This window comes from Stenotrophomonas sp. YJH_SMC_94-11 (assembly GCF_059370435.1).
Genome location: NZ_JCAFTR010000001.1, coordinates 534,159 through 557,282 on the forward strand (window position 1 = coordinate 534,159; position 23,124 = coordinate 557,282).

23 protein-coding genes are annotated in these 23,124 nt (G+C 67.0%); 15 read left to right on the plus strand and 8 right to left on the minus strand.

The annotated features are described in order from the left end of the window. Nucleotides 1-126: 126 nt before the first annotated feature. Nucleotides 127-531: a hypothetical protein gene (locus tag AC5P74_RS02445; RefSeq protein WP_005419475.1), complete on the minus strand. Its 405-nt coding sequence runs from the start codon at nucleotides 529-531 to the stop codon at nucleotides 127-129. 165 nt (nucleotides 532-696) lie between these two features. Between AC5P74_RS02445 and AC5P74_RS02450 the strand changes: the two genes are divergently transcribed. Further along, a complete protein-coding gene (locus AC5P74_RS02450; RefSeq protein ID WP_495204783.1) occupies nucleotides 697-2,727 on the plus strand; it encodes a M3 family metallopeptidase in 2,031 nt (676 codons plus the stop codon). 103 nt (nucleotides 2,728-2,830) lie between these two features. On the opposite strand, the gene AC5P74_RS02455 is transcribed toward AC5P74_RS02450, so the two are convergent. The 3 genes from AC5P74_RS02455 to AC5P74_RS02465 form a co-directional block, all read right to left on the minus strand. Beyond that, on the minus strand, nucleotides 2,831-3,634 hold the full coding sequence (locus AC5P74_RS02455) for an SDR family oxidoreductase (RefSeq protein WP_188247784.1): 804 nt from the start codon (nucleotides 3,632-3,634) through the stop codon (nucleotides 2,831-2,833). Continuing rightward, nucleotides 3,631-4,197 carry a DUF1415 domain-containing protein gene (locus tag AC5P74_RS02460; protein ID WP_188247783.1) on the minus strand — a complete coding sequence of 189 codons (567 nt, stop codon included), beginning with the start codon at nucleotides 4,195-4,197 and terminating at the stop codon, nucleotides 3,631-3,633. Before AC5P74_RS02460 ends, AC5P74_RS02455 begins: the two co-directional genes overlap by 4 nt. A 101-nt stretch (nucleotides 4,198-4,298) precedes the next feature. Continuing rightward, nucleotides 4,299-4,781: a YajQ family cyclic di-GMP-binding protein gene (locus AC5P74_RS02465; RefSeq protein ID WP_005419468.1), complete on the minus strand. Its 483-nt coding sequence runs from the start codon at nucleotides 4,779-4,781 to the stop codon at nucleotides 4,299-4,301. 154 nt (nucleotides 4,782-4,935) lie between these two features. Between AC5P74_RS02465 and AC5P74_RS02470 the strand changes: the two genes are divergently transcribed. The 3 genes from AC5P74_RS02470 to AC5P74_RS02480 all read left to right on the plus strand — a co-directional run bounded on the left by AC5P74_RS02470 (nucleotide 4,936) and on the right by AC5P74_RS02480 (nucleotide 7,705). Then, nucleotides 4,936-5,832: a DMT family transporter gene (locus AC5P74_RS02470; protein WP_005419466.1), complete on the plus strand. Its 897-nt coding sequence runs from the start codon at nucleotides 4,936-4,938 to the stop codon at nucleotides 5,830-5,832. Between the two features lie 179 nt (nucleotides 5,833-6,011). Beyond that, the gene (locus tag AC5P74_RS02475; RefSeq protein ID WP_033834529.1) at nucleotides 6,012-7,019 is read left to right on the plus strand and encodes a methionine ABC transporter ATP-binding protein; all 1,008 of its coding nucleotides are present in this window, start codon (nucleotides 6,012-6,014) and stop codon (nucleotides 7,017-7,019) included. Further along, complete coding sequence (locus AC5P74_RS02480) at nucleotides 7,016-7,705, plus strand: methionine ABC transporter permease (RefSeq protein ID WP_346607531.1); 690 nt, start codon at nucleotides 7,016-7,018, stop codon at nucleotides 7,703-7,705. Before AC5P74_RS02475 ends, AC5P74_RS02480 begins: the two co-directional genes overlap by 4 nt. A gap of 69 nt (nucleotides 7,706-7,774) precedes the next feature. Here the strand turns inward: AC5P74_RS02480 and AC5P74_RS02485 are convergent, their stop codons facing one another. Next, nucleotides 7,775-8,374 carry a lipocalin family protein gene (locus tag AC5P74_RS02485; protein WP_005419460.1) on the minus strand — a complete coding sequence of 200 codons (600 nt, stop codon included), beginning with the start codon at nucleotides 8,372-8,374 and terminating at the stop codon, nucleotides 7,775-7,777. Between the two features lie 128 nt (nucleotides 8,375-8,502). On the opposite strand from AC5P74_RS02485, the gene AC5P74_RS02490 reads away from it, so the two are divergent. Further along, nucleotides 8,503-8,802, plus strand: coding sequence for a hypothetical protein (locus tag AC5P74_RS02490; protein ID WP_095378272.1), 300 nt, complete (start codon nucleotides 8,503-8,505; stop codon nucleotides 8,800-8,802). A 69-nt stretch (nucleotides 8,803-8,871) separates the two neighbouring features. Next, nucleotides 8,872-10,968, plus strand: a complete 2,097-nt coding sequence (locus AC5P74_RS02495) for a prolyl oligopeptidase family serine peptidase (RefSeq protein WP_005419457.1) — start codon at nucleotides 8,872-8,874, stop codon at nucleotides 10,966-10,968. 109 nt (nucleotides 10,969-11,077) lie between these two features. On the opposite strand, the gene AC5P74_RS02500 is transcribed toward AC5P74_RS02495, so the two are convergent. Continuing rightward, the gene (locus AC5P74_RS02500; protein ID WP_346607530.1) at nucleotides 11,078-12,262 is read right to left on the minus strand and encodes a pyridoxal phosphate-dependent aminotransferase; all 1,185 of its coding nucleotides are present in this window, start codon (nucleotides 12,260-12,262) and stop codon (nucleotides 11,078-11,080) included. A gap of 143 nt (nucleotides 12,263-12,405) precedes the next feature. On the opposite strand from AC5P74_RS02500, the gene AC5P74_RS02505 reads away from it, so the two are divergent. The 8 genes from AC5P74_RS02505 (at nucleotide 12,406) to hslU (ending at nucleotide 19,935) form a co-directional block, all read left to right on the plus strand. Continuing rightward, nucleotides 12,406-14,517 carry a S9 family peptidase gene (locus AC5P74_RS02505; RefSeq protein ID WP_053497587.1) on the plus strand — a complete coding sequence of 704 codons (2,112 nt, stop codon included), beginning with the start codon at nucleotides 12,406-12,408 and terminating at the stop codon, nucleotides 14,515-14,517. Between the two features lie 54 nt (nucleotides 14,518-14,571). After that, entirely contained in the window at nucleotides 14,572-14,994 is a 423-nt protein-coding gene (locus tag AC5P74_RS02510; RefSeq protein WP_053497554.1) for a YbaN family protein, read from the plus strand. 127 nt (nucleotides 14,995-15,121) lie between these two features. Next, nucleotides 15,122-15,394 carry an LPS translocon maturation chaperone LptM gene (gene lptM, locus AC5P74_RS02515; protein WP_329843230.1) on the plus strand — a complete coding sequence of 91 codons (273 nt, stop codon included), beginning with the start codon at nucleotides 15,122-15,124 and terminating at the stop codon, nucleotides 15,392-15,394. Continuing rightward, the gene (dapF, locus tag AC5P74_RS02520) at nucleotides 15,387-16,238 is read left to right on the plus strand and encodes a diaminopimelate epimerase (RefSeq protein ID WP_053497550.1); all 852 of its coding nucleotides are present in this window, start codon (nucleotides 15,387-15,389) and stop codon (nucleotides 16,236-16,238) included. Before lptM ends, dapF begins: the two co-directional genes overlap by 8 nt. Next, entirely contained in the window at nucleotides 16,235-16,909 is a 675-nt protein-coding gene (locus AC5P74_RS02525; RefSeq protein WP_495204784.1) for a DUF484 family protein, read from the plus strand. The genes dapF and AC5P74_RS02525 overlap by 4 nt, the downstream gene beginning before the upstream one ends. 16 nt (nucleotides 16,910-16,925) lie before the next feature. Continuing rightward, on the plus strand, nucleotides 16,926-17,822 hold the full coding sequence (gene xerC, locus AC5P74_RS02530) for a tyrosine recombinase XerC (protein ID WP_495204785.1): 897 nt from the start codon (nucleotides 16,926-16,928) through the stop codon (nucleotides 17,820-17,822). An 85-nt stretch (nucleotides 17,823-17,907) separates the two neighbouring features. Next, a complete protein-coding gene (gene hslV, locus AC5P74_RS02535) occupies nucleotides 17,908-18,459 on the plus strand; it encodes an ATP-dependent protease subunit HslV (RefSeq protein ID WP_005411093.1) in 552 nt (183 codons plus the stop codon). A gap of 102 nt (nucleotides 18,460-18,561) precedes the next feature. Next, the gene (gene hslU, locus AC5P74_RS02540) at nucleotides 18,562-19,935 is read left to right on the plus strand and encodes an ATP-dependent protease ATPase subunit HslU (RefSeq protein WP_065178024.1); all 1,374 of its coding nucleotides are present in this window, start codon (nucleotides 18,562-18,564) and stop codon (nucleotides 19,933-19,935) included. Between the two features lie 96 nt (nucleotides 19,936-20,031). On the opposite strand, the gene AC5P74_RS02545 is transcribed toward hslU, so the two are convergent. Both AC5P74_RS02545 and smeT read right to left on the minus strand, forming a co-directional pair. Next, nucleotides 20,032-21,024, minus strand: a complete 993-nt coding sequence (locus tag AC5P74_RS02545) for a Gfo/Idh/MocA family protein (protein ID WP_111176528.1) — start codon at nucleotides 21,022-21,024, stop codon at nucleotides 20,032-20,034. Nucleotides 21,025-21,069: 45 nt separating this feature from the next. Next, nucleotides 21,070-21,729 (minus strand): efflux transporter SmeDEF transcriptional repressor SmeT, encoded by a 660-nt coding sequence (gene smeT, locus AC5P74_RS02550; protein ID WP_049454998.1) that lies wholly within the window; start codon nucleotides 21,727-21,729, stop codon nucleotides 21,070-21,072. Nucleotides 21,730-21,936: 207 nt separating this feature from the next. Here smeT and smeD point away from each other — a divergent pair, with 207 nt between their 5' ends. Next, nucleotides 21,937-23,121: a multidrug efflux RND transporter periplasmic adaptor subunit SmeD gene (smeD, locus tag AC5P74_RS02555; RefSeq protein WP_005419428.1), complete on the plus strand. Its 1,185-nt coding sequence runs from the start codon at nucleotides 21,937-21,939 to the stop codon at nucleotides 23,119-23,121. The last annotated feature ends 3 nt before the right edge of the window (nucleotides 23,122-23,124 follow it).

Sequence of the window (23,124 nt, forward strand, 5' to 3'; positions counted from 1 at the left end):
GGGGCACCGCAGAGGCGTGCGTCGATTGGTAGAGTCGACTGTTAGTCGACTGCTCTACGTTCAGGTCGCGAAAACGCTGCGCGCGAAAGTCGACTGACAGTCGACTCTACCGGCCGCCGGGGCGTCTCAATATCCCGCCGCGGTGAAGGCGTCGAGCACCGCGTCGCGCAGTGCATCGGGCAACGCCTCGATGTCCATCGCACGGTCATCCAGGTGCAGGGTGGGATCCAGGATGCTGGCGCGGCCCTGGGCCAATGCCTGCAACCACAGCAGCACGCAGATCACGAACTCGCGCTCATGGCCCAGCTGCAGCTGGCTGGCGCCGCGCTCGACTACTTCGAACGGGTACCACTCCTGGCTTTCATTGAACGTGCCGCCCTGCTGGAGCACCGCCTGCAACTGCTGCAGGTGGCGCGGGGCGTCGTCGCCGGCATCGCACAGCGCGGCGATCCAGGCCAGTTCGGCCGCGCTGGCAGACAGTGCCAGCGACCGCGCCGGTGAGGCGGATGCAACTGCAGCCAGACCTTCCATGTGGGGCCTCGTTCGGTACGTGCCGCTGCGGACTCCCCCGCACCCAGAGCTTCGGGGGGCGCGCGTAAGGCCGATGTGAATGCCGTGCCCCCTTGTCAGCGATGCCTGGCAGCGCCATATCTACCGGGCTGCCCGCCTGCCGGGCCCGTACTCTGGAGACCTGCCGTGACCGTTGCCAACCCCCTGCTCGATTTTTCCGGCCTGCCGCGCTTCGAGGCGATCCGCCCCGAGCACGTGGCGCCGGCGCTGGATGTGCTGCTGGCCGAGGCCGAAGCCGCCGTCAGCGCAGCCGAGCAGGTGCAGCCGGTCACCTGGCAGACCTTCGTGACCCCGCTGGACGATGCCACCGAGCGCCTGTGGCGCGCCTGGGGCCTGGTCGGCCACCTGCAGGGCGTGGTCAACACCCCGGAGCTGCGCGAGGCCTATAACAGCAACCTGCCGCGGGTGACCCGCTTCGCCAGTGCGCTGGGGCAGAACCTGGCGCTTTACCGCCAGTACCAGGCGCTGGCCGCCAGCCCGGAGACGGCGCATTTCGATGAAGCCCAGCGCAAGGTGCTGGACAACACCCTGCGCGACTTCCGCCTGGGCGGCGCCGAGCTGGCGCCCGAGGCGCAGCAGCGTTTTGCTGCGATCAAGGAAGAACTGTCGGCGCTGTCGGCGAAGTTCTCGCAGAACGTGCTCGACGCTACCGATGCCTGGTCGCTGATCATCGAAGACGAAGCGCGGCTGAAGGGCCTGCCTGATGATGTGAAGGCCACCGCGCATGCCGCAGCACAGAAGGACGGCAAGGCCGGCTGGAAACTGACCCTGCAGATGCCGTGCTACCTGCCGGTGCAGACCTGGGGCGAGGACCGCGACCTTCGCGAGATCCTGTACCGCGCCAGCGCCCAGCGTGCGTCCGAATTCGGCGATGACGCACTGGACAACAGCGGCAACATCGACCGCATCCTTGCCCTGCGCGCCGAACTGGCTGCGTTGCTCGGCTTCGATTCGTACGGCCATTACTCGGTGGCGACCAAGATGGCGCAGGACCCGGCCGAAGTGCTCGGTTTCCTGCGTGACCTGGCCGCGCGCGCCAAGCCGTTCGCCGCCAGGGACCGCGCCGAGCTGGAGCAGTTCGCGCGCGAACAGCTCGGCATCGACAGCCTGCAGGCCTGGGACCTGGCCTTCGCCGCCGACCGCCTGAAGCAGGCGCGTTACAGCTATTCCGAGCAGGAGGTGAAGCAGTATTTCACCGAGCCGAAGGTACTGGGCGGCCTGTTCTCGGTGATCGAGCAGCTGTACGGCCTGCGCGTGCAGGAGGACGGCGCGCCGGTGTGGCACGAGGATGTGCGCTTCTTCCGGTTGGTCGATGCGCAGGGTGCGCTGGTTGGCCAGTTCTACCTGGACCTGTACGCCCGCGAGGGCAAGCGCGGCGGGGCGTGGATGGATGATTGCCGCAACCGTCGCGTGCGCACCGACGGCAGCGTGCAGACGCCGCTGGTTTACCTGGTGTGCAACTTCGGCCGCGGTGCCAACGGCAAGCCGGCCACCTTCAGCCACAACGAAGTGACCACGCTGTTCCATGAGATGGGCCACGGCCTGCACCAGCTGCTGACCCGCATCGGCGAACTGGGCGTCGCCGGCATCAACGGCGTGGAATGGGATGCGGTGGAGCTGCCCAGCCAGTTCATGGAGAACTTCTGCTGGGAATGGGATCACCTGCAGGCGATGACCGCGCACGTGGACAGCGGCGAGCCGCTGCCGCGCGCGCTGTACGAGCGCATGCTGGCCGCGCGCAACTTCCACAGCGGCATGGCCACCGTCCGCCAGCTGGAGTTCGGCCTGTTCGACATGCTGCTGCACAGCCAGTTCGAACCAGCGCAGGACAGCGTGCTGGCACTGTTGGACCGCGTGCGCGCGGAAGTGGCGGTGAACCACCCGCCGGCCTGGAATCGCTTCCCGCACCAGTTCAGCCACATCTTTGCGGGCGGTTACGCCGCGGGTTATTACAGCTACAAGTGGGCCGAGGTACTCAGCGCCGACGCCTATGCCGCTTTCGAGGAAGCGCCGCAGGCACTGGCTGAAACCGGTGCACGCTTCCGTGATGAGATCCTGTCGCGCGGTGGCAGCCGCCCGGCGGCGGACAACTTCAAGGCCTTCCGCGGCCGTGCTCCGCAGATCGATGCGCTGCTTCGCCACTCGGGCATGGCGTAATCCATGGTGGTGGGTGCCAACCTTGGTTGGCACTTCACTGCCATCCACGCATGGCGTGGATCTACCGGAATGCCGGCCAGCGGCCGGCACTACCGGTGGCGGGTCATTCGGCGTAGATCATCTTCCGGGTCATGCCGCCGTCGACGATGAAATCCTGGCCGGTGCTGAAACCGGACAGTGATGACAGCAGGTATACGGCCAACGCACCGATGTCCTCCGGCTGGCCGACGCGGCCGACCGGGTGTTGCGCATGGTCGGTGGCCGAATACTCCGGTGCGTGTCGCCGTGAGGGTGCCTGCCACTCGCAGGTGCCGATCCAGCCGGGACTGATGCTGTTCACCCGCACCGCCGGGCCGCTGCTGATCGCCAGCGCATGGGTGAAGGCCACCAGCCCGCCCTTGGCTGCGGCATAGGCTTCGCTGTGTGCTTCGGATTGCCAGGCGCGGGTCGAGGCGATGTTGATGATCGCACCGGCGGCGCTGGAGGTCAGTGCCGGCAACGCATGCTTGCTGCACAGGAACGCGCCGTGCAGCGAAGACAGCCGGCGCTGCCACTCGTCCCAGTCCATGTCCTGCAGCAGCGTGCCGTGCGGGCTGGCAATCCCCGCGTTGTTGACCAGCCCGTCGATGCGGCCGAAACGCTGCAGGGCCACGGCGATGAAGGCGCGCACGCTGGCTTCGTCGGTGATATCCAGGCGCTGGAACACGGCATCCTCACCACGCTGCCATTCCGCCAGGCACGCCTCGCCGGCCTCCATGTCGAGGTCGCCGATCAGCACGCGGCCACCGGCGCCGAGCACGGCCTGCGCGATGCCACGGCCGATGCCGTTGGCACCGCCGGTGACCAGCACCACCTTGCCCGACAGCGGCGCGGCCGGCCAAGCGGCAATCGGCGGTACCGTGCTCACGACAGGTCTTCGCCACGCAGGCGGCGATGCCAGCCGTCCACGCCGATGCGGTCCAGGGTCTGGATGTTGCGCTCGACGATCACGTCCGGGTCCGGATAGACGTCCACCGCGCGCGCCACGCTGTCTTCGCGCAGCAGGTGCAGGGTGGGGAAGGGCGCGCGGTTGGTGTAGTTGCTGGCGTCGTCGGCAGCCACGCCCTCGAACTGGTAATCCGGATGGAAGCTGGCCACCTGCAGGATGCCCTGCAGGTCCAGCGCCTCGATCGCCGCGTCGGCGTTGTCGAGGAAGTCATTGTAGTCGAGGAAATCGGTCAGCACCTGCGGATGCACGATCAGCGTGGTATCGATCTGCTCGGCCGGCGTATCACGCAGCAGGACCAGTTCCTCGGCCAGCTGCTCAACCAGGGCTTCGGTCGTGGTCGCATCGCTGAGCACGATGCGGACCTGGTCCTTCACGTAGACCGCCTTGGCGAACGGGCACAGGTTCAGGCCGATGACGATGCGTTCCAGCCACAGGCGGGTGGCGGCGATCGGGTCCTCGGTGGGCAGGTGGGAATCGGTCATGGCGGGCACGTCGGCTGGCGGGGCCGCCATTGTAGGCGCGTCGCTGGCAACGCGCCGTCGTACCTGCCGCTGGCAGCGCCGGGCCATGCCCGGCAGATGCCTCAGTCGCGGAAGTTGTTGAACTGCAGCGGCAGTTCGAACTTGCCGGCCTTGAGCACGGCGATGGCGTCCTGCAGGTCGTCGCGCTTCTTGCCCTGCACGCGCAGCTTGTCGCCATTGATCTGGCTTTCAACCTTCAGCTTGGCTTCCTTCAGCGCAGCGGCGATCTTCTTGGCGATCTTCTGCTCGATGCCCTGCTTGACGGTGATTTTCTGCCGGGCCTGGGCCAGGTTGGTCTCGATGTCGCCGAACTCCAGGCTGAGCACGTCGATGCCGCGCGCGGCCAAGCGTGCACGCAGGATGTCGTTCATCTGCTTGAGCTGGAATTCGGTCGGCGCGAACTGGTTGATCACATCGCCATCGCGTTCGAACTTGGCATCCACGCCCTTGAAATCGAAGCGGGTGGCCAGTTCGCGGTTGGCCTGGTCGATGGCGTTGGTCAGTTCGTGGGTGTCGACTTCGGACACGACGTCGAAGGAAGGCATGGGCGATGCTCCGCAGGATTCAGTGCAGCCATTCTATCGCGAGGGCCCGCTTACCCGCCCTCTGTAGAGCCGAGCCCACGCTCGGCTGCTCTTCACAACGCAGCCGAGCGTGGGCTCGGCTCTACAGAAGGCGACGACCGGGCAATAATGGGCCATGAACGTGCAACGCTCCCCCTCTCGCGCGGTGGCCTGGATGGTCGCTGCGGTCGCCTGCTTCTCGCTGATGGATGCTGGCATGAAGCAGCTGTCGGCCAGCTACCCCACTCTGGAAGTAACCTTCCTGCGCGGCGCGGCCTCGTTGCCGTTCGTGCTGGTCTGGGTGCTGGCCAGCGCCGGGCCACGTTCGCTGGTGCCGCGCCGCTGGGGGCTGCACCTGCTGCGTGGTGCGCTGGGCATGGCGATGATCGGCTGCTTCGTGTTCGCCCTGCGCGACCTGCCGTTGTCCACTGCCTACACCATCTATTTCGTTGCCCCGCTGCTGATTGCCGCATTGTCGGTGCCGCTGCTGGGCGAGCGGGTCGGGCCACGGCGCTGGGTCGCCATCGGGATTGGCCTGGTCGGCGTGCTGGTGGTGCTGCGGCCGGGCGTCGATGGCTTCATCTCGGTGCCGGGGCTGATGGTGCTGGCCGCGGCCACCGCCTATGCCATTGCGGCGATCACGGTCAGCCTGCTGACCCGCACCGATACCTCGCAGTCGATGGTGGTCTGGTTCCTGGTGATCATGGCCATCGGTGCCGGCCTGCTGGCCCTTCCCGGCTGGGTGCCGCTGCAGCTGGCACATGCGCCGCTGATCGGTGGCATGGGCCTGGCCGGGGCGTTGGGCCAGATCGCCCTGACCAGGGCCTTCCAGCTGGGCGAGGCCTCGATGATCGCGCCGTTGGAGTACAGCGGGCTGGTCTGGGTGATCGGTTGGGACCTGGCCTTCTGGGGCCAGCTGCCCGATGGCTATACCTGGGTGGGCGCGGCGATCATCGTGGCTTCGGGGCTTTACCTGCTGCACCGCGAGCGGGTCAACCGGCAGGAGCCACCGAAGCCGCTGGATCATCCCTGAACCGGTTTGGCCGGGAAGCGGGGTCAGAGCCCCTGCGGGGATCCGACCCCGGAACCCGCGCCGGAGCAGGTACGTTAGAACCAAAAGGAATAACATTCTGGCCCATGGCGCGGGCGCGCGACCGCCTGCGCTGGTAGGCTGCACGCCCCCTTCCGTCACCCAGCCGGTGAGCCACGCCCGTGATCGAGTTCCAGCGCCTGCACAAATCCTATGCCGTTGCCGGCCGCGAGATCAGCGCGCTGCAGCCGTTGGACCTGACCATCGAGGCCGGTGAGGTTTTCGGCATCATCGGCCATTCCGGCGCCGGCAAGTCGACCCTGATCCGCATGATCAACCGCCTGGAAGAACCCAGCGGTGGCCGGCTGCTGATCGGTGGTGAGGATGTCACCGCGCTGGACGCGGACGGCCTGCGCGCGCTGCGCCGGCGCATCGGCATGATCTTCCAGCACTTCAACCTGCTGTCGTCGCGCACGGTGGCGGGCAATGTCGCCTTCCCGCTGGAACTGGCCGGCACGCCGAAGACGGAAATCGACGCGCGCGTGGCCGAGCTGCTGCAGACCGTGGGCCTGGAAGCGCATGCGCAGAAGTATCCGGCGCAGCTGTCCGGTGGCCAGAAGCAGCGCGTCGGTATCGCCCGCGCGCTGGCGACCCGTCCACAGATCCTGCTGTGCGACGAGGCCACCAGTGCGCTCGATCCGCAGACCACCGCTTCTGTGCTGTCGCTGCTGTCAAAGATCAATCGCGAGCTCGGCCTGACCATTGTGCTGATCACCCACGAGATGGACGTGATCCGCCGTGTCTGCGACCGCGTTGCGGTGCTCGATGCCGGCCAGATGGTCGAAACCGGTCCGGTCACCCGGGTGTTCCTGCACCCGCAGCATCCGACCACCCGCCGTTTCGTCAGTGAGTCGGAGCATGTGGACGAGGGGGCGCTGCACCGTGATTTCGATGCCGTTGGCGGCCGTATCGTGCGCCTGACCTTCCTCGGTGGCGACACCTACGAACCCCTGCTCGGCAGTGTCGCGCGGCAGACCGGGGTCGACTACAACATCCTGTCCGGCCGCATCGACCGGATCAAGGACACCCCGTATGGCCAGCTGGTGGTCGCCCTGGTGGGCGGTGACCAGTCCGCCGCGCAGGCCGCGTTCGTGGCCGCCGGCGTGCATGTTGAGGAACTGCGTCGATGATCATCGCTACTGCCGGCGGTTTCTTCCGCCACCTGGATGCGGGCAAGTGGGCCGACATCGGCCAGGCCACCATCGACACCCTGCTGATGCTGCTCGGTTCGCTGCCGCTGACCCTGGCCATCGGCCTGCCGCTGGGTGTGCTGCTGTACCTGTTCGGCGCACCGCAGATGAAGCGCCGGCCGTTCGCCTATGGCGTGCTGGCGCTGGTGGTGAACCTGCTGCGTTCAGTGCCTTTCATCATTCTGATGATCGTGCTGATTCCGGTCACCCTGTTCCTGATGGGGACGTCGCTGGGCGTGCGTGGTGCGATCGTGCCGCTGGTTATTGGTGCCGCACCGTTCTATGCGCGCCTGGTCGAGACCGCGTTGCGCGAGGTTGACCGCGGCGTGATCGAAGCTACCCAGGCAATGGGCGCCACCACCTGGCAGCTGGTTACCCGCGTGTTGCTGCCGGAAGCGCGCCCGGGCCTGATCGCTGGTGCGACGGTGACCACCGTCGCGCTGATCGGTTTCACCGCGATGGGCGGCGCCATCGGTTCCGGCGGCCTGGGCGATCTGGCGTTCCGCGACGGCTACCAGCGTTCGCACACCGACGTGGCCCTGGTCACCGTGGTCCTGCTGCTGGTCCTGGTGCAGCTGCTGCAGATGCTCGGCGACCGCCTGGTCGCGCATTACAACCGCAAGTAACCGAGTGCCGGGCGGCGCCCGGCATCGTTCGGGTAGTGCCGGCCGCTGGCCGGCAATCCCACGACCCGGTCAACGCGCGTTCGGTACTTCGTAGCCCAGCTTGCCGACCTGTTCCGGATGCTGCGGCACGCGCTTGAGCTTGTCGGTGTTCACGCCGTACTCGTCGCGCAGGCGCTCGGCCAGCTCCTTGTACAGCGCTTTGTCCATGTCCGGCGTGCGCGAGAAGATCCAGGCCATCTCGCGGCCCGGGTAGCCGATCAGTGCCCACGAATAATCCGGGGCGACGTCCAGCACCCGGGAGTGGGTCGGCACCACGCGGTAGAACCAGGTGCGCCAGCCGTGGTTGCCGCTGTCCGGGTCGACGCTGGCGCGTGCACGGATCTCCTGCAGGGGTTCGCCGAAGCCGTCGCGGTAGCGGTAGGTGATGCCGACCTTGTGCTCGTCGCGCAACTCGTACTCGTTGACGCTGGCGACGTGCCCGCGTTCGATGAAGTTCGGCACGCGGCCGATCACGTACCAGGTGCCCATGAAGCGCTTGAGGTCGATCGGGGCATCCGGATCGGCGCGCGGGACGCTGGCACGGGGTGATGGCGGCTCACCGACCGCCATGGCGGGGCCCGCCAGGGACAGGGCCAGCAACACGGCGCAGAGCGGGCGGATCGAAGTCATGCGGGAGCGGGCTCAGGAGGGCTTTGCCTGAGCATGGTCGACTGAGCGTGCGCGATCCGTCAATGGTGTCGCAATCTGTGAGAAGGGGCTTGCCCAAGCTGTGTTGCATTGTCTACCGGAGAAGGCCCATGAACACACGTTCCGTCCGTCACCCTGCAACTGAACGCATCATCGAACGCGCCGACCCGCGCCTGCTGCGTGGCGTGCGGCAACTGGCGCTGGCCGGACTGGCGCTGGTACTGGTCTGGCCAGCGGCACGTGGCAGCAGCGCGTGGTTGGGCTGGCTGCCGATGTGGCTGATCGGCATGCCGCTCGCGGCCTGGTGGGCGCTGCTGCGCTTCCCGCTGCCGCGCCTGTCGGGGCCGGCAAAGGTGCGGCGTACCGGTGGACAGGCGCGTCGCCGGCGCGGCCCGGCGGCCACGGCCTGACCTTCGACACGGGGGAGGCCGCGGCATTCCGTGCTAGCGTTCCACGGCTTATGACTGCCTGGAGCTGCAATGTCACGACTCGCTTCCGCCTGCCTGTTGGCCGGCATGATGACCGCTGCCTCGGTGGGGACCGCCGTGGCCGCTGAGGATACCGACCGCTACGCCTGGCTGGAGGACGTCACCGGCGACAAGCCGCTGTCCTGGGTCAAGGAACAGAATGCCAAGTCCGAGGCGCGCCTGGCGCAGACCCCGGCCTTCAAGCAGATGGAGACCCGCATCCGCGAGGTGCTCGACTCCGATGCCAAGATTCCGGGCGTGCAGAAGATCGGCGACTACTACTACAACTTCTGGAAGGACCAGCAGCACGAGCGCGGCCTGTGGCGGCGCACCACCCTGGCCGAGTACCGCAAGGCGTCGCCGCAGTGGGAGACCGTGCTCGACCTGGATGCACTGAACAAGGCCGAGGGTGAGAACTGGGTCTGGCACGGCGCCGATTGCCTGCGCCCGGATTACAGCCGTTGCCTGATCGCGCTGTCGCGCGGCGGCGCCGACGCCGACGTCACCCGCGAGTTCGACCTGGCCAACAAGACCTGGATCAAGGACGGCTTCTTCCGCCCGGAGTCGAAGGGGGGCCTCAACTGGGTCGATCGCGACACCGTGTTCGTCTACACCGATTTCGGTGCCGGCACGATGACCACGTCCGGCTATCCGCGCGTGGCCAAGCTGTGGAAGCGCGGCACGCCGATGGCCTCGGCCACGACGGTGTACGAAGGCAAGCCGGAAGACATGTACATCGCGGCGATGCACGATGACACCCCGGGCTTCGAGCGCAACCTGGTCAGCCGCACGCTGGCGTTCTACAACAACGAGCTCTACCTGCGTGGCGACGACGGCACGCTGACCAAGATCGACGCGCCGAACTCGGCCGAGAAGGGCCTGCACAAGCAGTGGCTGACCCTGGAACTGCGCGATCCGTGGACCGTGGGCGGCAAGACCTATGCGTCCGGTTCGCTGCTGGCGACGAAGCTGGACGACTTCCTGGCCGGCAAGCGCGACTTCGAGGTGCTGTTCACCCCGACCGCGACCACCTCGCTGGCCAGCGCCACCTGGACCAGGAGCCACCTGGTGCTGAACGTGCTGGACGACGTCAAGAACCGCCTGTCGGTGCTGACCCCGGGCGCCAACGGCTGGCAGACGAGCCGCTTCGTCGGCGCACCTGCCTTCGGCACGCTGGGCGTGGCTGCAGTGGACAGCAATGACAGCGACGCGGTGTGGCTGACCGCCACCGACTACCTGACCCCGACCACGCTGGCGCTGGCCGAGATCGGCCAGGCCCCGGAAACACTGAAGACCATGCCGGCCTTCTTCGACGCCAAGGGCAAGGTGATCGAGCAGCACTTCGCCACCAGCAAGGACGGCACCCGCGTGCCGTACTTCGTGGTGCACGACAGGGCGATGAAGCTCGATGGCTCCAATCCGACGCTGCTGTACGGCTACGGTGGCTTCGAGATCTCGCTGACCCCGAGCTATTCCGGTGGCATGGGCCGCGCCTGGCTGGAGAAGGGCGGCGTGTACGTGGTGGCCAACATCCGTGGTGGCGGCGAGTACGGCCCGCGCTGGCACCAGGCGGCGCTGAAGCAGAACCGCCACAAGGCCTACGAAGACATGGCCGCGGTGGCGCGGGACCTGGTCAAGCGCAAGATCACCAGCGCCAAGCACCTGGGCGTGCAGGGCGGCAGCAACGGTGGCCTGCTGACCGGCAACATGCTGACCCAGTACCCGGAGCTGTTCGGTGCGGTGGTGGTGCAGGTGCCGTTGCTGGACATGAAGCGCTACAGCCACCTGTTGGCGGGTGCCTCGTGGATGGCCGAGTACGGCAACCCGGATACCAGTGACTGGGAGTTCATCAAGACCTTCTCGCCGTACCACCTGTTCAACGCGAAGAAGAACTACCCGCCGGTGCTGTTCACCACCTCGACCCGCGACGACCGCGTGCACCCGGGCCATGCCCGCAAGATGGCGGCGAAGATGATCGACGCCGGCAAGGACGTGACCTACTACGAGAACATCGAAGGGGGTCACGGCGGCGCCGCCAACAACGCGCAGGCCGCACACATGTCGGCACTGGCCTACAGCTTCCTGTGGGAGCGGTTGGGCGGCAAGTAAGCAGAACGGAAAACGCCGCCCCAGGGCGGCGTTTTCCGTTATCGGGTAGCGCCGGGCCATGCCCGGCGAGCGCGTAGCGCGGCAAGATGCCGCCGGGCATGGCCCGGCGCTACCGGAAATGCTTCAATCCGCGCGCAATCCGCGCCACCGCGTCCTGCAATCGCGGTACCTCCTGGGTATAGGCCAGGCGCACGTGCTGGTTGGCACGATGGAAGCCGAAATCCAGGCCCGGGGTGAACGCCACGTGCTCGGTTTCGAGGAAATGCGCGCAGAATGCCTGCGCGTCGTCGGTGAACGCGCTGACGTCGGCGTACAGGTAGAACGCGCCCTGTGGCTCGACTTCGATACGGAAGCCCAGCTCACGCAGTGCCGGCAGCAGGAAGTCGCGACGCTGGCGGAACGCGTCGCGGCGCTGTTCGAAGATCGCCATCGATTCCTCGCTGAAACAGGCGAGGGCGGCATGCTGGGCGATGCTCGAGGCGCTGATGTACAGGTTCTGCGCCAGCTTCTCCAGATCCGGTACTGCTGACGGCGGCGCCACCAGCCAGCCCAGCCGCCAGCCGGTCATGCCGAAATACTTGGAGAAGCTGTTCAGCACGAACGCGCTGTCATCCACCTGCAGCACGCTGGGCGCATCCAGGCCATAGGTCAGGCCGTGGTAGATCTCATCCACCACCAGGTGACCACCGCGCGCGTGCAGGGTCTTCGACAGTGCCGCCAGCTCGGCGGCGGAAAGCACGGTGCCGGTCGGGTTGGCCGGCGAGGCGACCAGCGCGCCGACGCTGTCGGCATTCCAGTGCTGTTCCACCAGCGACGGGGTCAGCTGGTAGGTGGTCTCCGGCCCGACCGGTACCAGTTGCGCACCGCCTTCCACCAGGCGCAGGAAGTGGCGGTTGCACGGATAGCCGGGGTCGGCCAGCAGCCAGTGGCGGCCGGGATCGACCAGCAGGCTGCTGGCCAGCAGCAGCGCACCGGACCCACCCGGGGTGACCAGGATGCGTTCAGGATCGATGTCCAGACCGTAGTGGCTGCGATAGAAACCGCTGATCGCCTGGCGCAGGGCCGGCAGGCCACGTGCGGCGGTGTAGCGGGTGTGGCCGGCGGCCAGTGCGGCCTGGCCGGCCCGCACGACCGGTTCGGCCGTAGTGAAGTCCGGTTCGCCGATTTCCAGGTGGATCACATCGTGGCCGGCCTGTTCCAGTGCCTGCGCGCGGGCCAGCAGGGACATCACATGGAACGGGGCGATTTCATGGCTGCGCCGGCTGTAGCCCGGCGTGTGGGGCAGGGTACTCATGTGCCCATGGTACGCCGGCCGGCACGACCCATGACGATCCGCAGGGTTGCCGCATTGCGGGGATTGGGGTCAGATCGCTTTTCGGGAAAAGGGATCTGACCCCGCCGAAGACCATTGCATTGATGCGCCAGGAACCCTACTTCATGAAGTCCACCCTCTGCCTGTTGCTCGCCAGCCTGATGACCACGACTGCTACCGCCGCCACTCCGCCCGTTCCGCCGGACGCCGCCAGGCATCCGCACGTGGTCAAGGCGCCGTTCGGCGCGACCCGCAACGATGACTATTACTGGCTGCGCGACGACAAGCGCGAGAACAAGGACATGCTGGCCTACCTGCAGGCCGAGAATGCCTACGCCGACCAGCTGCTGGCACCGCTGAAGCCACTGGAAGACACCCTGTACAAGGAGATCGTCGGCCGCATCAAGCAGGACGATTCCAGCGTGCCGGCGCGCGAGCGTGGCTACTGGTACTACAGCCGTTTCGAGACCGGCCAGGACTACCCCATCCACGCACGCCGCAAGGGCAGCATGGAGGCCGCCGAGGAAATCCTGCTGGACGTCAATACGATGGCTGCCGGCAAGGGCTACTTCAGCGTCGGCTCGATGGAGGTCAGTCAGGACAACCAGTTGCTGGCCTGGGCCGATGATGATGTCGGCCGCCGCCAGTACACGATCCGCTTCAAGGATCTGACCACCGGCAAGGTGCTGCCCGATGTGATCACCGGCAGCTCCGGCGACCTGGTCTGGGCCGACGACAACCGCACCGTGCTGTATGTCGAGAACGATCCGGAAACGCTGCTCACCGTGCGCGTGAAGAAGCACGTGCTGGGCACTCCAGCCAGCGCCGACACCGTCGTCTACGAAGAGAAGGACGACAGCTTCTACATGGGCATCGGCCGCACCCGCGACGATCGCTTCATCACCATCGGCGTGCACAGCACCGTGTCCTCGGAAGAGCGCTACGCACCGGCCAGCGATCCGACCACCTTCACCGTGCTGGCCCCGCGCCAGCGTGACGTCGAGTACGACGCCGACCACTACGACGGCCGCTGGGTGATCCGCACCAACGACGGTGCGAAGAACTTCAAGCTGGTCACCGCACCGACCGATGCCACCTCGCGTGCGCAGTGGAAGGACTGGATTGCGCATGACGATGCGGTGTTCATCGAAGGCTTCGAGCTGTTCGACAGCTACACCGCCATCGCCGAACGTTCCGAGGGCCTGGAGCGCATCCGCCTGCTGTACAAGGACGGCCGCAGCGACTACGTGAAGGCCGACGAGCCGGCGTACTCGATGGGCCTGGGCGACAACACCGAAGCCGATACGCCGTGGCTGCGCTACGTCTACACCTCGATGACCACCCCGACCACCGTGTTCGAACTGAACACCGCCACCGGCGAGCGTCGCCAGCTGAAGGTACAGCCGGTGATCGGCTATGACGCGTCGAAGTACGAAACCGACCGCGTCTGGATCACCGCGCGCGATGGCGTGAAGGTGCCGGTGTCGCTGGTCTACCGCAAGGGCTACCAGAAGGATGGAAAGGGCGCACTGTTCCAGTACGCCTATGGCAGCTACGGGATGTCGATGGACCCGTACTTCAACCAGACCGCGGTGAGCCTGCTCGACCGCGGCGTGGTGTATGCCATTGCCCATATCCGCGGTGGCCAGGAAATGGGCCGCGACTGGTACGAGAACGGCAAGCTGCTGCACAAGCAGAACACCTTCAACGACTTCATCGACGTCACCCGCGGCCTGGTCGCACAGGGCTGGGCGGCGAAGGATCGCGTCGCTGCGTCCGGCGGCAGCGCCGGTGGCCTGCTGATGGGCGCGGTGGCCAACCAGGCCCCGCAGGATTACCGGGTGATGGTGGCGCAGGTCCCGTTCGTCGACGTGGTCACCACCATGCTCGACCCGACCATTCCGCTGACCACCAACGAATACGATGAGTGGGGCAACCCGGAGCAGAAGCCGTATTACGACTACATGCTGTCCTACTCGCCCTACGACAATGTGAAGCAGCAGGCGTACCCGGCGCTGTTCGTGGGTACCGGCCTGTGGGATTCGCAGGTGCAGTACTGGGAGCCGGCCAAGTGGGTGGCCAAGCTGCGTGATCACAACACCGGCCCCTACCCGATCCTGTTCCGCACCAACATGGAAGCCGGCCACGGCGGCAAGTCGGGGCGCTTCCAGCGCTACCGCGAGCTGTCCGAGTCGTACGCGTTCGTGCTGCAGCAGCTGGGCATCGCCCAGCCGTAACGGCGAAGGGGTGCCGGGCGTTGCCGGGCACCCCGAACCGTTATCCTTGCGGCCATGAGCCTGCCCGAGCCCTCCGCATCCCGCGATACCGCCACGCCGCCGCGCGTGGTGCGTTTCCGCTGGGCGTGGTGGCTGCTGGCCTACGTCAGCCTGGGCACCGGCATCGTCGGCATCTTCGTGCCGGGCCTTCCGACCACCGTATTCATCCTGATCTCGGCGTGGGCTGCATCACGTGGGTCCGAACGCCTGCACACCTGGCTGCTGCAGCACCCGCGCTTCGGCCCGGCCATCGCCAACTGGCAGGCACACGGGGCGGTCAGCCGCTATGGCAAGTGGATGGCCACGATCACCATGGCGGTGTGCGCCGCCATCATGCTGTGGTGCGTGCCGATCGCCTGGGTAAAGTGGTTCTCGATCGGTAGCATGACCGTGGTCGCAATCTGGCTGTGGACGCGGCCGCTGCCACCAAAGCAATGATCGCCCGCCGGGCATGGCCCGGCGCTACCTGCGGCGCCCGGTTACGGTAGCGCCGGGCCATGCCCGGCGGATGCGTGGCGTGCCGCCCTGCACCAACCGCTCAGCCGCCAATGGCTATACTCGGGGCATGAAGATCCCCCATCGAAACGCCATCCTGATTCCGCTGGCAGCGGCCTCGCTGCTGCTCCTCGCCGCCTGCGGCAACAAGGGCCCGCTGGTACTGCCGCAGAAGCCGGTGCCGGTGGAAGAAGCCGTCGAACCCGCAGCCGAGCCCGCCACCGAGGCGACCCCGGCGGAGGCCCAGGGCGCCGTTGCCCCCGCCACGACCGTCGACCCGGCTGCAACGACCACCCAGCCGGCACCCGCGCCAGCGAAGAAGGCGGGCAGCGGGAATGAGTAAGGCCGGTTCCAAGGCCTTGCGCTTCAGCAAGATGCACGGCGCGGGCAATGATTTCGTAGTGATCGACCTGCGTGACGGTACTGCGCCGCCCACGCCTGAACTGGCCGCGCGCCTGGCCGACCGCCACACCGGCGTCGGCTGCGATCAGATCCTGACCATCGAGGCGCCACGTGCGGAAGGCTCGGTGGCCTCGTACCGCATCTGGAACGCCGACGGTTCCAATTCCGAGCAGTGCGGCAATGGCGCGCGCTGCATCGCGGCCTGGCTGGTGCGCGAGGGCAGCGCGCAGGGCGATGCATTCGTCATCGACAGCCCGCTGGCCAGCCATGAGGTGAAGGTGCTGGGCGAAGGGCAGTTTGCGGTGACGATGGGCGTGCCTGCCTTCGAGCCGGCCAACGTGCCGCTGATGGGCTTCGCCCACCCGCGCGAGGAATACCTGCTGCCGCTGCAGGGCGAGAGCGTCCGCTTTGCTGCGGTGTCGATGGGCAACCCGCATGCGGTGATCGAAGTGGGCTTGATCGATGCCGCTCCGGTTGAACGCGTGGGTTCGCTGCTGCAGCAGCACGCGTCGTTCCCGCGCTCGGTGAACGTGGGCTTCGCCCAGGTGATGAGCCCGGCCCACGCCCGCCTGCGCGTGTTCGAGCGCGGTGTCGGCGAGACCCTGGCCTGCGGCAGCGGCGCCTGCGCCGCCGCCGTGACCCTGATGCAGCGCGGCCGCCTGCAGCGCGATGCGCGCATCAGCCTGCCCGGTGGCGACCTGCGCATCCAGTGGCCGGGCGATGGCCAGCCGGTGGTGATGGCGGGCCCGACCGCATTCGTCTTCGAAGGGGAGTGGATGGCATGACCGAAACCGTCGACAAGCTCGGGGCCCATGAAGTCGCCGCCTGGTTGCGGCGACATCCCGGCTTCCTCAAGCAGTTCCCGGACCTGGCCCTGACCCTGGTGGTGCCGCGCGATGACGGCCCGACCGCATCGCTGGCCAGCTACCAGCTGGAAGTGCTGCGCGAGAAGAACCGCGAGCTGGCACGACGGTTGGCCGATCTGGGCGCCACCGCCCAGGTCAATGAACGCCTTGCGGTGCGCACGCACCAGCTGACCCTGGCACTGATGAAGCAGGACAACGCGGCCGATACCCTGCGCGCGATGGCCGCATCGCTGCAGGAAGACTTCGCCGGCGACCTGGTGCGGCTGGTGGTGCATGCGCCGGTGGCCGGGCTGGAACAGGCCGACTGGCTGCAGGTGATTGCTGCCGATGATCCGCAACTGGGCCCGTTCCGCGATTGCCTGAACGACGGCGAGCCGATCTGCGGACGCCTGCAGCCGGACAAGAATGCCGTCCTGTACGGCGTGCGCAGCGAGGAAGTGCAGACCACCGCGCTGCTGCCGTTGCCGGGCGTCGGCCTGATCGCAGTCGGCAGCCACGACCCGAACCGCTTCTACCCGGGCATGGGCACGCTGTTCCTGCGCATGATGGGCGACGCCCTGGCCACTGGCCTGAAGCGCTTCCACGACTAAGCAGGACCGGACGACGATGAGCGCGGTACAGGCCTTCCTGCAGCATCTGCAGGTGGAGCGGCGGATGTCGGCGCATACGCTTGACGCCTACCGCCGCGACCTGGACGCGCTGTCGGCCTGGGCCGAGCCGCGTTGCGTGGCGGTGGAGGCGCTTGATGCCGATGCCTTGCGCCAGTTCGTTGCCGATGAACATCGCCGGGGACTGTCGGCCAAGAGCCTGCAGCGCCGCTTGTCGGCCTGCCGAAGCTTCTATGCCTGGCTGCTCAAGCACGGGCGCATCGAGGTTAGCCCGGCAGCGACGCTGAAGGCGCCGCGCGCGCCGCGCCGGTTGCCACAGGTCCTCGACGCCGATGAGGCCGTGCAGCTGGTCGAGCTGGAGCCGGAAGGCGAGCTGGGCCGCCGTGACCGCGCGCTGCTGGAGCTGTTCTATTCGTCGGGCCTGCGCCTGAGCGAAGTCTGTGCGCTGACCTGGCGCGACCTGGATTTCGACAGCGGGCTGGTCAACGTGCTGGGCAAGGGCAACCGCCAGCGCCGCGTGCCGTTCGGGCGGCCGGCACGCGAAGCGCTGCAGGCGTGGCGCGCGGAAAGTGGCGGTGGACCGGCCTCGCCGGTATTTCCCGGCCGCAACGGGCCGATCAGCCAACGCGCGGTGCAGATACGCATCCGCCATCTGGCGCAGCGCCAGGGCCTGTTCAAGCAGGTGCATCCGCACATGCTGCGGCACAGTTTCGCCAGCCACATCCTGGAATCCTCCGGCGACCTGCGTGGCGTGCAGGAACTGCTCGGCCATGCCGACATCGCCACCACGCAGATCTATACCCACCTCGATTTCCAGCACCTGGCCAAGGTCTATGACGCCGCGCATCCGCGCGCGAAGCGTCGACGCAGCACCGAGGGCAGCGGAGAAAGCTGAACGTTGCCCCTGCGTCAGCCGGTCGCGGGTGGCTTGAAGGGCGCAGCGCAGTCCCCACCTCTGGTTCTGTCACCCCGGAGGCATCATGGACCCCAGTCAGAACCCCAACGTTTTCCACGCCACCACCATCGTCTGCGTCCGTCGCGGCGAGCACGTGGCCATTGCCGGCGACGGCCAGGTCACGCTGGGCCACACCGTGATGAAGGGCAACGCGCGCAAGGTGCGCCGCCTTGGCCGCGACGGCCAGGTGCTGGCCGGCTTCGCCGGTGCCGCCGCCGATGCCTTCACCTTGTTCGAGCTGTTCGAGGCCAAGCTGGAAAAGCACGGCCAGCTGCAGCGCGCCGCGGTCGAGCTGGCCAAGGATTGGCGCACCGAGCGCCGCCTGGGCAAGCTCGAAGCCCTGCTGGCAGTGGCTGACAAGGAAACCTCGCTGATCATCAGCGGCACCGGTGATGTGATCGAGCCGGAGGACGGCATCATCGCCATCGGCTCCGGTGGTTCGTACGCCCTTTCGGCTGCGCGGGCGCTGATGGCGCACACCGAGCTGGATGCACGCACCATCGCCAGTGAAGCGATCGGCATTGCCGGCGACATCTGCATCTACACCAACCGCAACGTGGTGGTCGAGGAGCTGTGAGGGTCGTGCCGGCTGCTGGCCGGCAACCTCATGTCCCCCGCACGCGTGCCTGGTTGCCGGCCAGCGGCCGGCACTACCGACAATGAATCCGTGAGCACATCCATGTCGAAGATCGAAGTTTCCTCCGCCACCATGACCCCGCGCGAGATCGTGCAGGAACTGGACAGGCACATCGTGGGCCAGCACGACGCCAAGCGCGCCGTGGCCATCGCCCTGCGCAACCGCTGGCGTCGCATGCAGCTGCCGGCGGAGCTGCGCAATGAAGTGATGCCGAAGAACATCCTGATGATCGGCCCGACCGGTGTCGGCAAGACCGAGATCGCGCGCCGCCTGGCCACGCTGGCCAACGCACCGTTCGTGAAGGTCGAAGCCACCCGCTTCACCGAAGTGGGCTACGTCGGCAAGGACGTCGAGCAGATCATCCGTGACCTGGCCGACACCGCGGTCAAGCTCTATCGCGAACAGGCCAAGGTGCGCGTGCGTACCCAGGCCGAAGAACGCGCCGAAGACCGCATCCTCGATGCGCTGCTGCCGCGTCGTAGCGGCGGCATCGGTTTCGATCCTGAAGTCGCCCGCAACGAACCGTCGGCGCAGGACAACGAGACCCGCATCAAGTTCCGCAAGATGCTGCGCAACGGTGAGCTGGACGAGCGTGAGATCGAGCTTGACCTGGCGGCCAATGTCAGCATGGACATCATGACCCCGCCGGGCATGGAGGAAATGGGCCAGCAGCTGAAGTCGATGTTCGCCAACCTCGGCGGCGGCGCGAAGGCGCATAAGCGCACGCTGACCATCAAGGCTGCGCGCCCGCTGCTGATCGAGGAAGAAGCCGGCAAGCTGGTCAACGAAGACGATATCCGCACCGCGGCGATCGAGGCCTGCGAGCAGCACGGCATCGTCTTCATCGATGAGATCGACAAGGTCGCCAAGCGTGGTGACAACGTGGGCGGTGGCGACGTGTCCCGCGAAGGCGTGCAGCGCGACCTGCTGCCGCTGGTGGAAGGCTCCAACGTGTCCACCAAGTACGGCACGATCAAGACCGACCACATCCTGTTCATCGCGTCGGGCGCGTTCCACCTGGCCAAGCCCAGCGACCTGATTCCGGAGCTGCAGGGCCGTTTCCCGATCCGCGTGGAACTGGGTGCGCTGAGCAAGAATGACTTCGTGCGCATCCTGACCGAGCCGAAGGCCGCGCTGACCAAGCAGTACGAAGCGCTGCTGGCCACTGAAGGTGTCAAGGTCAGCTTCACCGCCGATGCCATCGACCGCCTGGCCGAGATCGCCTTCCAGGTGAACGAGCGCCAGGAGAACATCGGTGCCCGACGCCTGCATACAGTGCTGGAACGCCTGCTGGATTCGCTCAGCTACGAGGCACCGGACCGCGATGGCGAAACCCTGGCCATCGATAGCGCCTACGTCGATGCACACCTGGGCGAGCTGGTGCAGGACCCGGACCTGAGCCGCTACATCCTGTAACGCCCGATCCGGTCGGATCCCTCGCCACGGCGAGGGCCCTGACGCCATCCGCTGCAACAGAAAAGGCCGCCGAAAGGCGGCTTTTTGCGTTGGCGCTTAGCGCGATTGCCGCGTGCGGTAGGCCTGCAGCACCTGGTCGATCACCGCACTGGTGCGGGCGGCGCTGATGCCGTCCGAGGGCGAGTGCCCGTTGCCGCGCAGTTCATCCACGAGAGAGGCGATCAACGGTTGCTGGATCGACGACGGGTTGGGAATGTCGAAGGTCTGCACACCCGCTTCGTTTTCCAGCACCACCGGAACATCCTCGAAGGTCGCAAAGCGCAGCTGGCCGCGGTCGCCGGTGATCTCGACCTCATCCTGGCGGCGGAACGCGCAGAAGCTCCATTGCGCGATGCCGTGCGCGCCCGCTCCAGTGCGGAAGCACATCGAAACGCTGTCCTCGGCGGCATAAGCGCCGGTCAACGAACTGGCCAGGCCGCGCACATCGCTCAGCGGACCCAATAGATGATCGAGCAGGTCCAGGGTGTGCGAGCCCAGATCGACGAACAGCCCGCCGCCGGAGATTGCGGGATTGGTCCGCCAGAAGTCCGGCGATGCGGCATTCACCGAATGCGGCCGATGCAGGGTGGCGCGAACGCTGCGCGGTGTACCGATCGCGCCGCTGTCCAGCAGCTGCTTCACCTGCGCGAATCGGGGCAGGGCGCGGCGGTAGTAGGCGACGAACACGGGCACGCCACGGCGTGCACTGGCTTCCAGGATGCGCTCGCATTCGGCGAGGTCCAGGGCCATGGGTTTCTCGATATAGACCGGCTTGCCCGCCGCAATCGCCTGCAATGCGTACTGCATGTGCGTGGAGGGCGGTGTTGCAACGTACACCGCGTTCACGTCCGGATCGCCGATCAGCGCGTCGGCATCCGTGTACCAGCGGGGCACCGCGTGGCGCCGCGCATAGTCTTCGGCCAATGCGGCATTGCGGCGCATGACCGCCGCCACCCGTGAGCCGGGTGTGCTGGCCAGGGCGGGGCCGCTCTTCTTCTCGGTGACGCTGCCGCAGCCGATGAAGCCCCACACCACGTTGTCCAGGATCATGGGTCTGTCCTCACAGTGGGGCTGCGGTGGCGGCAGTGAACCCGCTCATGCCTCGGGCAGCGGCTCGGGCACGGTGCCGGGAACGAACACGCCGTCCTTTACGTAGGCGGCCAGGGTCATGTCCAGTGCGAGCATGCCATCGCGCTTGAGGTCCATCAGTTCCGGTTCGACCATCGCACCGTGCAGTACGCCCAGCACGGTGGCGTGCAGCATGCGTGCGGCGATCTTCGGGTCTGCACCCTCGCGCAGCTGGCCCAGGTCCTTTGCCCGGCGCAGGGCACGTTCCATCCGCTCCAGTCCATCGCGGAAACCGGCCTGCTGCAGTTCGGTCAGCACCTTGGTGTCGGCCGAGGCATCGCTGCGCAGCATGATCTCCATGGTCTTGCGCAGTCGCTCGTCCTCGGACAGTTCGATGAACGAGTGGATCATCACCGCGCGCAGGTCGTGCACCGGCGTGTCGCGCTGGTCGGTCGAGGTGCGCTCCAGCTCCTGCATGAAAGGCAGATGCACGCGTTCGACGATCGCGGCCAGCACCTCGCTCTTGTTCTTGAAGTGCCAGTAGACCGCACCGCGGGTATAGCCGGCGCGGGCACCGATCATCTCCAGCGTGGTACGGGCCACGCCGTGTTCATGGAAGCAGGCTTCGGCGGCGTCAAGGATGCCTTCCCGGGTTGCCTGGGTGTCCTCTTTGGTCTTGCGGGCCATGGATGGGTACGAGTGCGGGTGAAACGTGGCTGAATTGTACCGGTTTACAAACAAACAAGCATGTATGTATATTTCGCTCCCATCATTCCCGTCGTGTGCGTGGCAGGCCGGTCCGGTTACCACTCCCCGCTGGTGAGCGTTGCCTGCTGGCGCTTTCGGCCTGTATCAGCGCGATTTGAGATTCCTTCCCCTAAGAGCCTTTCCGTCATGTTGCTGAGCCGAATCCGACCCTTTGCACTGTCGCTGGCGATCGCCGCGACCGTGGCTGCCTGCGGCGGCCAACCCCAGGCCCCCGAGCAGGGCCCGGGTGACGTCACTGTGGTCACGCTGAAGTCCGAGACCGTGGGCCTGACCCGCGAACTGCCGGGCCGTACCAACGCCTACCTGGTCGCCGAAGTGCGCCCGCAGGTCAATGGCATCGTTGCCAAGCGCCTGTTCACCGAAGGTGGCATGGTCAAGGCCGGCGAGCCGCTGTACCAGATCGAGGACGCCAGCTACCGCGCCCAGGCCAACAGTGCCCGCGCCCAGCTGGCCCGCGCCGAGGCCACCGCCAACGCCGCCCGGCTGAGCGCCAAGCGCATCACCGAGCTGGCCAAGGTCGATGCGGTCAGCCAGCAGGACCTGGAAAATGCCGTGGCCGCGCAGAAGCAGGCCGAGGCGGATGTCGGCGCCGCGAAGGCATCGCTGGATGCGGCCAACGTCACCCTGGGCTACGCCCGCATCACCGCGCCGATCAGCGGCCGCATCGGCAAGTCCAGCGTCACCCAGGGTGCGCTGGTCAGCGCCGGCCAGGCCAATGCACTGGCCACCGTGCAGCAGCTGGACCCGATCTATGTCGACCTGACCCAGTCTTCGGCCGAGCTGCTGCAGCTGCGCCGCGAACTGGCCGCCGGCCGCCTGCAGGACAACCAGACCCTGCCGGTCAGCATCCTGATGGAAGACGGCAGCACCTTCGAGCACAAGGGTACGCTGGAGTTCTCCGAAGTCAGCGTCGATCCGACCACCGGCAGCTTCGGCCTGCGCGTGAAGGTGGACAACCCGGACGGCCTGCTGATGCCGGGCATGTACGTGCGTGCGGTGATCGGCGGCGGCGTGCGCAGTGATGCAGTGCTGGTGCCGATGCAGGGCATCGCCCGCGATCCGAAGGGCGACACCACGGCGATGGTGGTCGGCAAGGACAACAAGGTCGAAGTGCGCCCGGTCAAGGTCAGTCGCACGGTCGGCGACAAGTGGCTGGTCGAGGACGGCCTGAAGGCCGGTGACAAGGTCATCGTCGAAGGCCTGCAGAAGATCGGCCCCGGCATGCCAGTCAAGGCCACCGAAAAGGGCGACGCACCGGCCAAGCCGGCGGCCGATGCCCAGCCTGCCGCCCCGGCCGGCGACGCGAAGTAAGCG